17 protein-coding genes and 1 riboswitch are annotated in these 16389 nt (G+C 43.7%); of the genes, 4 read left to right on the top strand and 13 right to left on the bottom strand.

Going from position 1 to position 16389, the window contains the following annotated elements; genetic code table 11:
* Positions 1 to 5 precede the first annotated feature (5 nt).
* The 6 genes from ytrD to ACQVGT_RS05750 all read right to left on the bottom strand — a co-directional run bounded on the left by ytrD (position 6) and on the right by ACQVGT_RS05750 (position 3854).
* Entirely contained in the window at positions 6 to 983 is a 978-nt protein-coding gene (gene ytrD / locus ACQVGT_RS05775) for an ABC transporter permease YtrD (RefSeq protein WP_015483588.1), read from the bottom strand.
* A gap of 29 nt (positions 984 to 1012) precedes the next feature.
* Positions 1013 to 1999 (bottom strand): ABC transporter permease YtrC, encoded by a 987-nt coding sequence (ytrC, locus tag ACQVGT_RS05770; RefSeq protein WP_015483589.1) that lies wholly within the window; start codon positions 1997 to 1999, stop codon positions 1013 to 1015.
* Entirely contained in the window at positions 1993 to 2871 is an 879-nt protein-coding gene (gene ytrB, locus ACQVGT_RS05765; RefSeq protein ID WP_004398506.1) for an ABC transporter ATP-binding protein YtrB, read from the bottom strand. The genes ytrC and ytrB overlap by 7 nt, the downstream gene beginning before the upstream one ends.
* Entirely contained in the window at positions 2864 to 3256 is a 393-nt protein-coding gene (ytrA, locus tag ACQVGT_RS05760) for a GntR family transcriptional regulator YtrA (RefSeq protein WP_003229121.1), read from the bottom strand. Before ytrA ends, ytrB begins: the two co-directional genes overlap by 8 nt.
* Positions 3257 to 3289: 33 nt before the next feature.
* On the bottom strand, positions 3290 to 3427 hold the full coding sequence (locus tag ACQVGT_RS05755; protein ID WP_003229119.1) for a hypothetical protein: 138 nt from the start codon (positions 3425 to 3427) through the stop codon (positions 3290 to 3292).
* 154 nt (positions 3428 to 3581) lie between these two features.
* On the bottom strand, positions 3582 to 3854 hold the full coding sequence (locus ACQVGT_RS05750; RefSeq protein ID WP_003229117.1) for a YtzC family protein: 273 nt from the start codon (positions 3852 to 3854) through the stop codon (positions 3582 to 3584).
* Between the two features lie 161 nt (positions 3855 to 4015).
* Here ACQVGT_RS05750 and mnmL point away from each other — a divergent pair, with 161 nt between their 5' ends.
* Together mnmL and mnmM are read left to right on the top strand one after the other, a co-directional pair.
* Positions 4016 to 4984, top strand: coding sequence for a tRNA modification radical SAM protein MnmL/YtqA (mnmL, locus tag ACQVGT_RS05745; RefSeq protein ID WP_015483590.1), 969 nt, complete (start codon positions 4016 to 4018; stop codon positions 4982 to 4984).
* Positions 4981 to 5565, top strand: a complete 585-nt coding sequence (mnmM, locus tag ACQVGT_RS05740; protein ID WP_014480625.1) for a tRNA 5-(aminomethyl)-2-thiouridylate-methyltransferase MnmM — start codon at positions 4981 to 4983, stop codon at positions 5563 to 5565. The genes mnmL and mnmM overlap by 4 nt, the downstream gene beginning before the upstream one ends.
* Here the strand turns inward: mnmM and tbcS are convergent.
* The gene (gene tbcS, locus ACQVGT_RS05735) at positions 5555 to 6658 is read right to left on the bottom strand and encodes a tetraprenyl-beta-curcumene synthase (RefSeq protein ID WP_015483591.1); all 1104 of its coding nucleotides are present in this window, start codon (positions 6656 to 6658) and stop codon (positions 5555 to 5557) included. The two genes, mnmM and tbcS, sit on opposite strands and share 11 nt — an antisense overlap.
* Before the next feature lie 20 nt (positions 6659 to 6678).
* Positions 6679 to 7458 (bottom strand): phospholipase YtpA, encoded by a 780-nt coding sequence (ytpA, locus tag ACQVGT_RS05730; protein ID WP_014477734.1) that lies wholly within the window; start codon positions 7456 to 7458, stop codon positions 6679 to 6681.
* A gap of 48 nt (positions 7459 to 7506) precedes the next feature.
* On the opposite strand from ytpA, the gene ACQVGT_RS05725 reads away from it, so the two are divergent.
* Positions 7507 to 8022, top strand: coding sequence for a gamma carbonic anhydrase (locus ACQVGT_RS05725; protein WP_004399093.1), 516 nt, complete (start codon positions 7507 to 7509; stop codon positions 8020 to 8022).
* A 245-nt stretch (positions 8023 to 8267) separates the two neighbouring features.
* Here ACQVGT_RS05725 and alaP read toward each other — a convergent pair whose 3' ends face one another.
* The 3 genes from alaP to metK form a co-directional block, all read right to left on the bottom strand.
* Positions 8268 to 9659, bottom strand: a complete 1392-nt coding sequence (gene alaP, locus ACQVGT_RS05720; RefSeq protein ID WP_003229105.1) for an alanine permease AlaP — start codon at positions 9657 to 9659, stop codon at positions 8268 to 8270.
* A gap of 136 nt (positions 9660 to 9795) precedes the next feature.
* Positions 9796 to 11694 carry an asparagine synthase (glutamine-hydrolyzing) gene (gene asnB, locus ACQVGT_RS05715; protein ID WP_046340259.1) on the bottom strand — a complete coding sequence of 633 codons (1899 nt, stop codon included), beginning with the start codon at positions 11692 to 11694 and terminating at the stop codon, positions 9796 to 9798.
* A gap of 149 nt (positions 11695 to 11843) precedes the next feature.
* Positions 11844 to 13046, bottom strand: coding sequence for a methionine adenosyltransferase (metK, locus tag ACQVGT_RS05710; RefSeq protein WP_003229102.1), 1203 nt, complete (start codon positions 13044 to 13046; stop codon positions 11844 to 11846).
* Positions 13047 to 13213: 167 nt separating this feature from the next.
* A riboswitch (SAM riboswitch) is annotated at positions 13214 to 13352 on the bottom strand.
* 196 nt (positions 13353 to 13548) lie between these two features.
* On the opposite strand from metK, the gene pckA reads away from it, so the two are divergent.
* Entirely contained in the window at positions 13549 to 15132 is a 1584-nt protein-coding gene (pckA, locus tag ACQVGT_RS05705) for a phosphoenolpyruvate carboxykinase (ATP) (protein ID WP_015384436.1), read from the top strand.
* 38 nt (positions 15133 to 15170) lie between these two features.
* On the opposite strand, the gene ACQVGT_RS05700 is transcribed toward pckA, so the two are convergent.
* Both ACQVGT_RS05700 and ACQVGT_RS05695 read right to left on the bottom strand, forming a co-directional pair.
* Complete coding sequence (locus tag ACQVGT_RS05700; RefSeq protein ID WP_004398611.1) at positions 15171 to 15413, bottom strand: DUF2584 domain-containing protein; 243 nt, start codon at positions 15411 to 15413, stop codon at positions 15171 to 15173.
* Between the two features lie 51 nt (positions 15414 to 15464).
* Complete coding sequence (locus ACQVGT_RS05695) at positions 15465 to 16238, bottom strand: alpha/beta hydrolase family protein (RefSeq protein ID WP_003246204.1); 774 nt, start codon at positions 16236 to 16238, stop codon at positions 15465 to 15467.
* Between the last annotated feature and the right edge of the window lie 151 nt (positions 16239 to 16389).

Here is a 16389-nt window from a genome sequence, read left to right as displayed (position 1 = left end):
CTCCCTTACAAAAGTTTCATTTTTTTATAAATCGCAAAATAACTGATGAAGAAACCAATCACGGCGCCTGCAGCCATGCCGACGACATAACCGGCAAAGCTCTCGCTTGCCGTAAAACCAAAATAGCCGAAGCCCATAATTCCTATGATAATAACGATGATCTGCACCGGGCGGTTAAGCGGCTTCCATAAGAAGAAATATCCGTTTCTTTCATTAGACAGTTTGACAAAGCTAATATAGCCGATGATGTAAAAAATGATAGTCATGATAGCCGGAATGACTAAATAATATGGTGAATTCTCAGCCCATTTCGAGTCTACATAAATTATCGGAATGAAATACTGCACCCATTTGGGTACTGGACCATGGATAAAATCTATTGATCCGCCAAAAAGGATCTCGAGGTTGATCGCAGGCAGGCTGATGAGCAAAAATGGCGAAATGGCCACGGTAAATGAGACTAGAAGCTGTGCGAAACTATTGCCTGTCAAAGCTCCTCCGGCCATAATCAAAGAATAAGCCAGCATGCTAACAATAATCATTCCCAAGCTGTAATTGTGAAAATAAACGGCCTGATCAGGCTTCAAAAACAAAATCAGTAAAACAGATAAAACATAACCTATGAGCTGCGGGATCACAATCACCATTCCGCCAGTAAAGAACTTCGCGTTAAATATCTGCCCTCGTGTATAAGGAAGGCTTAATGTAAAGTCAAAGTAGCCCTTGCTTCGTTCAATCCCTAGCTGGCTGACCGCCAAAACGACTCCCCAAATCCAAAACAATGAGATAAATGAGCTGTTTAAATAATCAACGCTGAATACGCAGGGGCCGACCCAATTTTCTTTTCCAGTGACACAGCCTTGATAGATGAGATACATATTTAAAATTGATAATGGATTACCTAATATAAAAACCAAAATGGTGATAACTAAGGCTACTTTATTCTGCCGCCACTCTTTGTAAAGCAGTCCGGAATCCGGCAACTCACTTCCCTCCAAACCTAAGGCATTTCTTACACTTTTGTTTTCTTATAAATAGAGAAGTAGCTCACAAAGAATCCAGCCACTGCCCCAATGATCATACCCAAAATATAACCAATAATGGAATGTCCGGTATAGTATCCAAATAAACCAAATCCAAGGATGCCGAAAGCCATAACCAGAATTTGCACCGGACGGTCTAATCTGTTCCATAAGAAAAAGTGTCCGTTTCGTTCACTTGGATGCTTTTTGAAGCTTATCAAACCAATCAAGTAAAATAGAATGCTCATTACGGCTGGAATCAATAAAAGATATTTACTGTTAGTCATCCATTCATTTACAACGTAACTAATCGGTACTAGGTTCGATAAATTGCTTGCCAGAGAGAAATAACTCTCAGGGGAAGGGAACATTTCCCATATACTCACACCAAAAACAACTTCAAGGTTTCCAACCGGCAATGCAATAATTAAATACGGCAATATAGCTGCAGAAAACGCCGTTAACAGCTGGGCAAAAGCATTTCCAGTTAAAGCTCCGGCGGCCATCACCAGTGAAAAAGCCATAAAACTAATCACAATTACTCCAACGCTGCTGTGCTCAAAAAAGTAGACGTGTTCAGGGTTATAGACAACAATCAGCAGCCATGCGAGTAAAAAGCCAATCAATTGCGACAGCACAATCACAAAACCGCCTAACCAAAATTTCGTCTGGAAAATTTGGCTTCTGTTATATGGAAGGCTTAATATAAAATCCATCGTGCCTTTCGAACGTTCCATTCCGAGGAAGCAGACCGCCAAAATGACACCCGGCACCCAGTTGAGATCTATCAGATTGCTTATGGAATAATTCACAATAAAATCACAATATTGCGGGTCTTGGCGATCAAGACATCCTTGATAAGACAAATACGTATTAACGATAGAAAGCGGATTTGCCAGCACTAAAAACGCGATACTTAACAAAATCACCACTTGATTCTGCTTCCACTCTCGATAGAGGAGACCTCGGTCTACCATCTCCGCTTCCCTCCAAACTTCGCAATGAACACTTCTTCTAAGTTGACAGGAAGCTCATTCCATACTTTTGGCTTCAGCTCTCTCAAAAAGCTCTTTTTCTCCTCATCGCTTTTCGGAATCAGCACTGTGTAAAACACGCCGGCCTGATCGAGCATCGGAATGTTTTGCTCCCTGATCGCCAGATTGACATCTGTGTCAAACGCCATTTGAATTTTAATGTATTCTTCTTTTAACTCATCAAGATCCATGACGTTGGTCAGGCTGTTATCTTCAAGAAAACCAATTCGGTTGCACATCCGCTCTATGTCTTCAAGCCGGTGGGACGTAATCAGGATGCTCGTATCACGCTCTGCCACTTCATCGACCATCAGCTGCAGCACATCATGTCTAGTTACCGCATCAATACCGTCCGTCGGCTCATCCAGGAGGATCAGCGCCGGTCTCGCCGCAAACGACAGAACGAGCGACAGCTGTTTTTTCAAGCCTGTCGACAGCTCACGGTATTTTTTCGTTTCCGGAATTTCGTATCTGTTCATCAGTTCATTCGCGTACGTGACATCAAATTTCGGATATATTCTTCTCAGGATATCGACAAGCTGCTTGTATGTATACTTGTCGTAAAAAGGATTTTGAACAGGCATGTAGATGATATTTTGTTTGACTTTCGGGTGCTTTTTGATTTCTACGCCGTCAAATAAAATCGTTCCGCTGTCAGCGAAAATGATTTGCTGGATTAAGCGAAGCATCGTCGTTTTGCCCGATCCATTGCGTCCAAGCAATCCAAAGATTTCTCCTTTTTCGATTGTTAATGAAACATCTTTTAATACTTGATTGCCGTCAATCGCTTTTGACAGCTGCCGCAGTTCAATCATTTTTTTTGCCTCCCTTAACATCAGCGCTGATTTCCTTTATCCATTCGTGCAGTTTTTCCAGCTCAACCCCTGCATAGTGTGCATCGATGATGAGCTGTTTGAGTTGCTCTTTAATCATCGTCATCTTCCCTTCAACCAGTGTCGTTTTTGCATTCTCCGATATATAGGTCCCTCTGCCCCGCAGCGTTTCAATAATCCCCTCTCGCTCAAGTTCTTTATACGCTTTGCTGACAGTGTTCGGATTCGCAATAATGATCGTTGCCAATTCTCTGACAGAAGGAAGCTTATCACCAGGCTTCATGATCCCTTTCAAACAAAGCTCTTTCATTTGCTGAATAATTTGTTCGTAAATGGGTGTTGAGCTTCTTGGATCGATTTGAATCATTTACTTCCCTACTTTCTATACGATCTGAACCTTTTATAGATAAAAATGATCAATTATACTTTTTTGCCATTCAAAACCGATCATCACAAGAACAAGAAAAAAAGAACAAGCGATCACAGATGCCGCAATCAGCATTGGCACGTTACGTTTGTTTCGTTTTTTATGTTTCATAACTGCCTCCCTTAATGTCAATATATAAATGATTTTATATTAGTGTCTATAGTGTATTACTTCAATTAGTACACTTAATACAATAAATACTTTGACTCACAAAGTCAATCCTTTTTTTACAAAAAAACGGACCCTTTTAAAAGGGTCCGTTTTCCTACACATCAAGAGGGTGCTGCAGGATCATATTATTTTGCAAAGATTGAAGCTGAAGTCTCATTCTGTACAGCTGTTCTCTCTGCTGATCATTTGACGACAGCCATAGTTTATTCAAGGCATTTACCGCATCTTCTAGCTGCATTTGTGCATCACTATATTCTTGATCGTTATAATGCTCTTGTTTAGAAGCGATTTTCAGCTGTTCTTCAGCATAATCATAGGCCTGCATACATTGCTGGAGATGTTCATCTACTGATTGTCTTGTTGCCACAGTAACCCCTCCTCTTGGTAATGGAAATCATCCATCATTCATATTGTAGCCTCATCTGACTTTATTCAATAAAGTAATTTATGGTCGATATTCATTTGTTCTCTTGTGAAATGCGTGCTACAATTTTAGGATGCAATCGTACGCAAGGAGGCACATGAATTGTGATGCAGAACAATCCTTTTCCTTATTCAAATACGGAAAAACGCTATCATACATTGAATTATCATCTCAGAGAACATTTCGGCCATAAGGTGTTTAAAGTAGCGCTTGACGGCGGTTTTGACTGTCCGAATCGGGACGGCACCGTAGCCCACGGAGGCTGTACTTTTTGCAGCGCAGCAGGCTCCGGCGATTTTGCCGGGAACCGGGCCGATGATTTAATTACGCAATTCCATGACATCAAAAACCGCATGCACGAAAAATGGAAGGACGGCAAGTACATCGCTTATTTTCAGGCTTTCACAAACACTCACGCCCCGGTTGAAGTGCTTCGTGAGAAATTTGAATCCGTCCTCGCCTTAGATGATGTGGTCGGCATTTCGATCGCCACACGCCCGGACTGTCTGCCTGATGATGTCGTTGATTACTTGGCAGAGCTGAATGAACGTACGTATTTGTGGGTGGAGCTTGGGCTTCAAACAGTTCATGAACGGACTGCACTTCTGATCAACCGCGCACATGATTTTAACTGCTATGTGGAAGGCGTCAATAAATTAAGAAAACACGGCATACGTGTCTGCTCGCATATTATCAACGGGCTGCCTTTGGAAGACCGGGACATGATGATGGAAACGGCAAAGGCCGTCGCAGATTTGGACGTCCAGGGCATTAAAATCCATCTGCTTCACCTACTGAAAGGCACGCCGATGGTCAAGCAATATGAAAAGGGAAAGCTGGAATTTCTTTCTCAAGATGATTATGTGCAGCTCGTCTGCGATCAGCTTGAGATCATTCCGCCTGAAATGATCGTCCACCGCATTACAGGCGACGGACCGATTGAGTTGATGATCGGGCCAATGTGGAGCGTCAACAAATGGGAAGTGCTTGGCGCCATTAATAAAGAGCTAGAAAATCGAGGCAGCTATCAAGGAAAGTTCTTTCAGCAGCTTGAGGAGGAATCAGCGCTATGATTTTGAAGAAAATTCTTCCTTACAGCAAAGAACTGCTGAAAATGGCCGCGGGAGAAGGAGATATTGTCGTAGACGCGACAATGGGCAACGGACATGATACACAGTTTTTAGCGGAGCTTGTTGGTGAAAACGGTCATGTGTACGCATTCGACATCCAAGAATCAGCCGTGGCCAATACAAAGGAACGGCTCGGTGACATGTATCAAGCGCGAACAACGTTATTTCACAAAAGCCATGATAAAATCGCTGAATCCCTCCCGCCTGAAACACATGGCAAAGTGGCGGCCGCGGTATTTAACCTCGGCTATTTGCCGGGCGGGGACAAATCAATTACGACAAACGGAAGTTCCACGATCAAAGCAATTGAACAGCTTCTCAGCATCATGAAAGATGAAGGTCTGATTGTTCTCGTCGTCTATCATGGCCACCCGGAAGGCAAAGCTGAAAAAAACGACGTGCTTGAGTTTTGCCGGGACTTGGACCAGCAATCAGCCCGTGTATTAACATACGGATTTATCAATCAGCAAAATGACCCGCCATTTATTGTCGCCATCGAAAAAAAAGCTCAGATCAGCAAATGATTTGAGCTTTTTTCTTTGAGTTTTTCATCCAGGACATTTTTTGAAATTTCCGGTAGGCTCTGCCGTTGATATAAAAGAAAAGGGAGGTTTTTCCGCTGGCTTTGATCAGCTTCTTTGCGAGCCGGCCCATTTCCTTTTGGCCTGCCACTTTATCATCTGACAAATAAACACCAAGCAAGCCGCGATTGATTAAACGATGGAAGTTTTCATGCGGAATGCCTTGTAAATGCTCGTCGGCTTTATGGATAAAGTGTTCAAGCCGATTCATCATCTCTTCATGAGACTGATAATACGAGCAGAAATTCAAGTCTCCTTCCAGCAAGTCCTCCTCTTGATCAATCAAATAATCAAGAAGAATATGAAGACCCTGTATGTAAGGAAAATAACTGTCGCGGATTTTTTTAGCGGTGCTTTCTGTGAAATCAGGCTGGAACGAATACGCAACCAGACAGAAAATGCCTAACGTTGAGCCTGCACAGGCTGAAAATTCATACCATTCCATCTCAGGCAGCTCTGATTCATATTGAGTAAACCACTTTTCAAGCCGCGGAACACGCTCATGCTCAATAACGTGCTTATGCACCTGCAAATCGCAATAATAGCCGCACAGTTCAAGCAGATAAGGTTTAATCATGTCATAGTGCTCAATGGAACCAAGGACACGCTGGCACGTTTTGACCAGTTCGTTCAGATATCCGCTGTCATCCTGTTCTTCCCTGAATTGATAATAATTTTGCAGTTCCGCCCCCACTGTCAGTGCGTCCTGCATTGAGGCATGGAGCATCCGAAAATCCTGCGGGTCCAGCGAGGTGCTGCGGTCACACAGATTGTCCAAATAATCACTAATCGTTTGATACGCGATGATAAACTCGACACATTTCTGCTTTTGGCTGCCTGACAATAAGGCCAGTATGCCGCCGCCTTCACAGTGAAACGTTTTGTCCCGAATACTTGCGGTTGCCTGTGCTTTCAATTCACTGTTATGAATCGATTCTGATTTTTGTTTCCATATGTCCAGTTCTTGATGAACGAGCGGAAAAATATCTCGATATACCTTTGCCATCAATCCAAAAGGATGTTCCGGTACTGTCAACACATGCACCCCCTACTAGTTCAAATATATTGATCAGTAAACGCTCTTGCTGCTTTAAAGACATCTTCTCTCTCGGGTTCATTGAAGATCTCATGGTAAAGCCCTTCCCACTCTCTGTATGCTTTATTATGAGAAGCAACACCATTAAACCACTTGATGACCATCGTTTTGTCAACAAGCTTGTCATCACCGGCTTGCATCACAAGAAGCGGAACTTTCAAAAATGCCTCTGTCGGCACCATTGCCGAGTCAATTGTCTTTAAAAGCTCTCTGTACCATCTGACAGAAACTTTCCTGACGTATAACGAATCATTTTGGTCAGCCTCGATGACGTCCTCATTGCGCGTCGCCATATCAATTGATAATCCCGAATCAACCTTAAGTGACGGAGCGATGACATTCAGGCCTTTTGATGCAAGATCAAGCGCTTTATTGACTTTAATTTGCAGTCCGAGACACGGTGATGATAAAATAATTCCCGTAATCCGGGGATTTCTTTGCTGTTTAACCCATTCAATCGCGACCAGACCGCCCATGCTGTGACCTAGAAGAAAAACCGGCAGATCAAAGGTTCGCGCTTTATCTATCCAAGCATCTACTTCATCAATGTATTCTTGAAACGAGCGAATATGCCCTCTCGCTCTTGTCGTTGTTCCCTGTCCAGGCAAATCGCCCATGACTACGTGATAACCCGAAGACCGCCACATTTCAATCAGCCATTTATATCGTCCGTGATATTCACTTGCCCCGTGAATGATGACAATCACTGCAACAGGTCTGTCTGCTTTCCAGGTCCACATGCTCTTCACCTCATACGAAATTTAAATAGAGAAAGAAGGATGAAACTTATGATCTACCCTTATAAGGAACACAAGCCAGATATTCACCCAACAGCCTTTATAGCTGATAATGCAACAATTACCGGTGATGTCGTTATCGGAGAACAGTCCAGCATTTGGTTTTCTGTTGTCATAAGGGGAGATGTGGCGCCGACCAGAATCGGAAACAGAGTCAATATCCAAGATTTAAGCTGCCTCCATCAAAGCCCGAACAAGACGCTACTCATTGAAGATGACGCCACGATAGGCCATCAGGTTACACTTCATAGCGCTGTTATCCGCAAGAACGCCTTAATCGGCATGGGCTCAATCATTTTAGACGGAGCCGAAATTGGCGAAGGCGCTTTTATTGGTGCCGGCAGTCTTGTCCCGCCCGGAAAAATCATTCCGCCTGGCCATCTCGCCTTTGGCCGCCCTGCAAAAGTTATCCGCCCTTTGACGGAAGAAGACCGAAAAGATATGCAAAGAATACGGTCAGAATATGTAGAAAAGGGCCAATATTATAAATTTCTTCAACAAACATAAGACCTGCTTCGTCTTACTTTACCATTTTTCAAATTATATTTGAAAGCAATAACCATCGTTAACCCGGACGTCATAACAGTTCGGGTTTCGATTTTTCCATAAAACGTTCACATATAGCATGAAACGTATGACTTTTATCTTATCACAAAACTATAAACAGCCTCTGCAAACACACATACCTATTCTTTCCTGTTCTCTATTTTCTATGAGCACACACAAAAAGAGCCCACTGGGAGCTCTTTTTGTCAGCTGATATTTCGTTCGCTGGCAGCTGCTGCATTTTTTTTGTGAAACCCTTTTCCATAGTACACAGCCAGCAAGATGAGAAACCATATCGGCCCGATAATCACGGCTACTCTTGTATCAGGGCTGTAAGCCATAAGAATGACGACGAATGCTAGAAATGCCAATGACACATAAGATGTAAACGGAAATAAAGGCATTTTGTACTTTAATTGTTTCTTTTCTTCCGGCTTCAAACTTTTCCTGTATTTTATTTGAGAAAGCAAAATGATTGCCCACGTCCAAATCGCTCCGAACGTCGCAATACTTGTAACCCAAGTAAATACCTTCGCAGGGACAACATAGTTTAACAGCACTCCAACTAATAAAGCCCCCGCTGAAGCCAGAACAGCTTTACCCGGGATGCCGCCTTTCGTCAGCTGACCATATGCTTGTGGCGCCTCTTTCTGTTCCGCCAAGTTAAACAGCATCCGTCCTGTGCTGAAAATACCGCTGTTGCATGAAGACAGCGCGGCAGTCAACACGACAAAGTTAATGATACCTGCTGCCGATGGAATGCCCACTTTTTGAAATGTGAGAACAAATGGACTTCCTTGAGAGCCAATTTCCTGCCACGGGTAAATAGACATAATGACAAATAAAGCGCCTACATAAAAAATCAAAATCCGCCAAAATACTGTATCGATTGCTTTGGCTAACGATTTTTGCGGGTTTTTCACTTCGCCAGCCGTCACCCCGATCATTTCAATCCCTAAATAGGCGAACATGACCATTTGAAGAGACAATAGAACCCCTTTTAATCCATGAGGGAAAAATCCTCCGTTGTTCCACAAATTGCTGATTCCAGTGGCAATGCCCCCATTGCCGACTCCTGCAATAATCATCAATAAACCGACAGCAATCATGGATAAGATCGCAACAATTTTAATCAATGCGAACCAAAATTCCAGCTCGCCGTAAGCTTTGACAGCCAGGAAATTAACACCCGTCATAATGACCAGCGCCGATAATGCCCAAATCCAGTTTGGCACGTCCGGAAACCAGAACCCCATATAGATGCCGACAGCAGTAATTTCAGCCATACAGGTGACAACCCATAAAAACCAGTAGTTCCACCCTGTTAAATAGCCTGCAAGCGGTCCCAAATAATCACGCGCATACCTGCTGAAGGAGCCTGCGACCGGTTTTTGAATGGCCATTTCCCCAAGCGCTCTCATAATAAAAAACATGACCAGGCCGCTTGCGGCATACGCTACCAAAATACCAGGCCCTGCTAATTGAATAGCTGATGCGGAGCCGAGGAACAACCCTACTCCTATAGCAGCTCCTAAAGACATTAAAGAAATATGCCTTTCTTCGAGTCCGCGGTGCAGCTCTTGTTTTTGTTTTTGCATGCTTTCTTCTCCCCTAGAAAAAAATATCATTAAATCATTTTTCTGAATATTCCGTACGAATTGGGTAAACCAATGATGATGGAGAAATAAAAGGATAACAACAAGGCTTTCGACTACTCGAAAGCCTTGTTGTCTGTTACACAAAGATGACTTCTTTAGGCTGATGGCTCAGCTCTTCAGGCATATACCGTTTTTCAATATTGATGCTGTGCCAGATCATAAAGATCAGTACAGTCCAGATTTTACGGCTGTTATCAGCCTTGTCCGCACAATGGTCTTCAAGAAGCTGAAGGACATAATCCTTATGGATATAAGCATCCGTTTGGCTTTCCTGAATAATATTCCGCACCCATTCGTTCATTTCGTTTTTCAGCCAATGACGGATCGGTACAGGGAAACCAAGCTTTTTGCGGTTTAATACGTGCTCAGGCACAATTCCTTCAGCGGCTTTGCGAAGAAGATACTTCGTCGTGCCGTTCTTCGTTTTCAGCTCATCAGGAATTTTTGAAGCGACGTCGAATACGACTTTATCCAAGAACGGCACACGCAGTTCCAAAGAATTCGCCATCGTCATTTTATCCGCCTTTAACAAAATGTCGCCGCGCATCCAAGTGTGGATATCGACATACTGCATTTTGTTGATATCGCTGTACGAGCTGCTTTCTGTAAAGTAAGTCTTCGTCACATCACGATATGAAAGGTTCGGATTATAATGCTTCAACAGCTGCTTTTTGACAGACTCTTCAAAGATTTTCGCGTTACCGATATAACGATCTTGAAGCGGAGTGCAACCGCGCTCAAGCAGGCTCTTTCCTCTCATACCTTCAGGCATAACGGCAGCAACGTGCAGAAGCATCTTTTTCAGGCCGGACGGAATCCGTTCAAACGGTTTAAGCGAAAGCGGCTCACGGTAAATGTTATATCCGCCGAAGAGCTCATCCGCTCCTTCACCTGATAAAGCAACCGTAACATGTTTTTTCGCTTCTTTTGCAACAAAGTACAACGGAATCGCTGCCGGATCAGCAAGCGGGTCATCAAAATGCCAAACGATCTTCGGAAGCTCATTCATGTATTCATCAGGCGAAATGACTTTGCTGATATTTTCAATGCCCAGCGCCGCTGCCGTTTCTTTCGCTACATCAACCTCACTGAAGCCCTGCTGTTCAAAGCCGACAGAGAATGTTTTTAAGCTTGGATGAAATTCTTTCGCAACAGACACAATAAAGGAAGAATCAATCCCGCCAGACAGGAATGAACCGACAGGAACGTCACTTCTCATATGAACGTTTACAGAGTCATAGATCGCGTCTCGGACTTCTTTCACAAGCTTGTCTTCTTCAGTCTGAACCGGCTTGAAGTTCGCTTTGAAATACGTTTTGAATGTGATATCGCCGTCCGGGCGGATTGTGAACTGTGAACCCGGCTCTACTTTTTTCACATGGGCATCAAGCGTGCTTGGTTCAGGAACAAATTGGAAAGACATGTACTGCTGCAATGCCTCTTTATCTATTTCAATATCATTCTGAGCAACCATTAAACTTTTTCTCTCTGAGGCAAAATAAACCTGATCATTGATCGTTGTGTAGTACAACGGTTTAATGCCGAATGGATCTCTTGCCCCATAAAGCACATGATCGTTTTTATTCCAAATCAGAAAGGCAAACATACCGCGCAGTTTGGACGCCGCTTCTTCTTTATAGTGACGGTAAGTCGCAAGAAGAACCTCTGTGTCCGAATCCGTGTTGAATGTGTACCCCTTTGCTTCAAGTTCTTCTCTCAGTTCAATATAGTTATAGATTTCTCCGTTAAAGATAATCCAATATGTTTCATCTTCATATGATAAAGGCTGTCCGCCATTTTCTACATCAATAATGCTGAGCCGTCTGAATCCGAAGCCGACGTGCTCATCATGGAAATATCCATCACTGTCAGGACCGCGGTGAACGATCATTTGGTTCATTTGTTTGATTAGTTCTTCTTGATCAGCGGTTTGAGCTAACGGATGCTTGTTAAAAACCCCGACAAATCCACACATAGTATTGCCTCCATAATTAAAATTGTCATCATTGAACCCCTATTTATAGACGCTGTGAATAGTATTTGGTTTCACAGTTATGTAAAAAAATAAACATGAATACAACGATAAAAAAGGGAAAGCCGCTTAACCAGTAAGCGGCTATAAAATTATTCTCCTAACGCTTCTTTACGCAGCTGCTCCGCTTTGTCTGTGCGCTCCCAAGGAAGGTCAACATCGTGACGTCCAAAGTGGCCGTACGCAGCAGTTTGTTTGTAGATCGGACGGCGCAAATCAAGCATTTTGATAATGCCGGCAGGTCGTAAATCAAAGTTATTGCGAACAACTTCAATCAATTTTTCCTCAGAAGCTTTTCCGGAACCGAATGTGTTGATTGAGATTGACACAGGCTGTGCAACACCGATCGCGTAAGCAAGCTGTACTTCGCAAGAATCAGCAAGCTCAGCCGCAACGATGTTTTTCGCAACGTATCTTGCCGCATAAGCTGCAGAACGGTCTACCTTCGTCGCGTCCTTACCTGAGAACGCGCCTCCGCCGTGGCGTGCATAGCCGCCGTACGTATCAACGATGATTTTGCGTCCTGTAAGTCCCGCATCCCCTTGAGGGCCTCCGATTACGAAACGTCCTGTAGGGTTGATGAAATATTTTGTTTCTTCATCAATCAGCTCTTCAGGAACAACCGGATTGATTACATGTTCTTTAATGTTGCGCTGAATTTGCTCAAGTGTAATTTCAGGGTGATGCTGAGTTGAAATCACAATCGCGTCAATGCGGACTGGTTTGTTATTTTCATCGTACTCAACCGTTACCTGTGTTTTGCCGTCAGGGCGAAGGTACGGAAGAATATCTTCTTTACGGACTTCACTTAGGCGGCGGGCTAATTTATGGGCAAGTGAAATTGGAAGAGGCATAAGCTCTTTCGTTTCGTTGCACGCATAACCGAACATTAATCCTTGGTCACCCGCACCAATCGCTTCAATTTCTTCGTCGCTCATTGTGCCTTCACGGGCTTCAAGCGCTTGGTCGACGCCCATCGCGATATCAGCAGACTGCTCATCAATTGATGTTAAAACCGCACAAGTTTCCGCATCAAATCCGTATTTTGCACGTGTGTATCCGATTTCTTTAATGGTTTGGCGAACCGTTTTCGGAATGTCAACATACGTAGAAGTTGTGATCTCTCCGCTTACAAGAACCAAACCTGTTGTCACAGATGTTTCACAAGCAACACGCGCGTTAGGGTCTTTCTTTAAAATTTCATCTAAAATGCTGTCAGAAATCTGGTCACAGATTTTATCCGGATGCCCCTCCGTAACAGATTCTGATGTAAATAAACGACGATTTTTACTCATGATTTGCTTCCTCCTGCACAAGGCCTCCCGAAAGACCTTGTATATATGATACGGAACTCGCTCCCTCTTATACAATGTACAGTTATATTAGAGAATGTTAATTGGCATATTTATGAAATAAAAAAACCTTTTCCATCGAGGAAAGGGTTTGGTCTTTGTGCCTTTCACTCTTATCGCTCAAGGAATCATACAACCTTGCAACAGGTTAGCACCTTGGTTGTCTCACTCAGTTGAACATAATAAATAACAGAGAAACCGGTTGCTGGGCTTCATAGGGCCTGTCCCTCCGCCAGCTCGGGATAAGAGTATCCGCTCAATGAAATATCTTATCGTAAAAGGGTTTGCAATGTCAATATGATTCAGAAGAAATAGGCACCTATATTGAGGGAAAACAATGGAAATGCACACACAAAAAATAATAAATAGTATAGACTATTTGAAAATATATGTTATACTAATTCACAATTAGCAAAACACAAAAAACGATAAAGGAAGGTTTCATATGAACTCAGTTGATTTGACCGCTGATTTACAAGCCTTATTAACATGTCCAAATGTGCGTCATAATTTATCAGCAGCACAGCTAACAGAAAAAGTCCTCTCCCGAAACGAAGGCATTTTAACATCCACAGGTGCTGTTCGCGCGACAACAGGCGCTTACACAGGACGCTCACCTAAAGATAAATTCATCGTGGAGGAAGAAAGCACGAAAAATAAGATCGATTGGGGCCCGGTGAATCAGCCGATTTCAGAAGAAGCGTTTGAGCGGCTGTATACGAAAGTTGTCAGCTATTTAAAGGAGCGAGATGAACTGTTTGTTTTCGAAGGATTTGCCGGAGCAGACGAGAAATACAGGCTGCCGATCACTGTCGTAAATGAGTTCGCATGGCACAATTTATTTGCGCGGCAGCTGTTTATCCGTCCGGAAGGAAATGATAAGAAAACAGTTGAGCAGCCGTTCACCATTCTTTCTGCTCCGCATTTCAAAGCGGATCCAAAAACAGACGGCACTCATTCCGAAACGTTTATTATTGTCTCTTTTGAAAAGCGGACGATCTTAATCGGCGGAACTGAGTATGCCGGTGAAATGAAGAAGTCCATTTTCTCCATTATGAATTTCCTGCTGCCTGAAAGAGATATTTTATCTATGCACTGCTCCGCCAATGTCGGTGAAAAAGGCGATGTCGCCCTTTTCTTCGGACTGTCAGGAACAGGCAAGACCACCCTGTCGGCAGATGCTGACCGCAAGCTGATCGGTGACGATGAACATGGCTGGTCTGATACAGGCGTCTTTAATATTGAAGGCGGGTGCTACGCTAAGTGCATTCATTTAAGCGAGGAAAAGGAGCCGCAAATCTTTAACGCGATCCGCTTCGGGTCTGTTCTCGAAAATGTCGTTGTTGATGAAGATACACGCGAAGCCAATTATGATGATTCCTTCTATACTGAAAACACGCGGGCAGCTTACCCGATTCATATGATTGATAACATCGTGACTCCAAGCATGGCCGGCCATCCGTCAGCAATTGTATTTTTGACGGCTGATGCCTTCGGAGTCCTGCCTCCGATCAGCAAACTGACGAAGGAGCAGGCCATGTACCATTTCTTGAGCGGTTACACGAGTAAGCTTGCCGGAACCGAACGTGGTGTAACGTCTCCTGAAACGACGTTCTCTACATGCTTCGGCTCACCGTTCCTGCCGCTTCCTGCTCACGTCTATGCTGAAATGCTCGGCAAAAAGATCGATGAACACGGCGCAGACGTTTTCTTAGTCAATACCGGCTGGACCGGGGGCGGTTACGGCACAGGCGAACGAATGAAGCTTTCTTACACTAGAGCAATGGTCAAAGCAGCGATTGAAGGTAAATTAGAGGATGCTGAAATGATAACTGACGATATTTTCGGCCTGCACATTCCGGCACATGTTCCTGGCGTTCCTGATCATATCCTTCAGCCTGAAAACACGTGGACCAACAAGGAAGAATACAAAGAAAAAGCAGTCTACCTTGCAAATGAATTCAAAGAGAACTTTAAAAAGTTCACACATACCGATGCCATCGCCCAGGCAGGCGGCCCTCTCGTATAAAAAACAAAAGCCAAGAGCAATTATGCTCTTGGCTTGTTTTAATTGACGGAATGCAAAGAAGTCAGCTTGTATGTAATGATGGTACGGCCTTCTTCCCATTGAAGCTTCTGCACTTCAGCGGTGCCTGACTTTTCGCCAAACTTTGTTTTGCGTACATCCATTGGAATCTCCATCGGATATACTCGGTATCCGTCCTTCTCTAACGTGAATATATTCTCATCTATGCGAACTTCTTTTCCTTTTGTCACAATCAGTGTATTAAATTCAACAGGCATTCCCAAAGTGAAATCCCCTTTCGTTCTCTTTTTTCTTTATCATAACATATTTCACTGTCAGCGGTTTTTCATCCATTGTGTGAGCTGCCGCACGATACGCCGGTTTTCTTTTGGCGGGAAATAATGTGTGAATGTACTGTAGTACCACGTCTCCACCGGCTTATGCAGTTGTTTTAGCTTCTCTTCTAATAAATAGGAATGCTGAATCGAAACATTTTGGTCTTTTTCTCCATGGATTAACAGCACGGGAGCCTGAATTTTGTTTACTTGGTCAAACGGTGTCCTCCATTGATATTCCTCAGGCACCTTTTTCGGTGTTCCGCCGATGACTCTTTTCATCATCCGCCGCAAATCCTGCCGCTCCTCGTATGTAAGAATCATATCACTGACGCCTCCCCAGGAAACAAATGAAGCTGCCTGCCCGCCCATTTCGATCGCAGTGAGCATTCCCATAATTCCGCCGCGGGAAAAACCGAAGATATGAATTCTGTCCTTCTTGACATTTGGGTGCTGCTGAAGCAGGCGAAAAGCAGAAAATGCATCCTCCCTGTCTTCTCCTGCAAAATCCTCATTGCCTTCTCCTCCTTGATTTCCTCTGTAAAAAGGAGCAAACACCACAAACCCTTGGGATGCAAACTGGATAATCCGGCCCGGCCGAACCATGCCCACGCTTTTAATCCCGCCGCGCAAATATAAAAATCCGTCATATTGTCCCGGTTCCGCCGGCTCAGCCAGAAGCCCCTTAACCCGTAATCCATTTGACAGATAGCAGATCGTATACAAACGCACATGCTGGCTTGGCGACGGAAATCTTCTTTTCTCTACAATCAAAACAGCCGCCTCCTTTTTTTCTATATGCTTTCCTTACTCCAAAATTACATCCGGAGAACCTGATTAGGCATTCACACATTTTTATACCCATCATACGATATGTAAAGCAAAAAAGGATATTAACTTGATGCGAAATAAGGAGGTTGTCTAT

Source organism: Bacillus sp. SCT118 (genome assembly GCF_058566435.1).
Note: the sequence above shows the minus strand (reverse complement) of the source record. Positions and strands in the feature narration are given on the sequence as shown.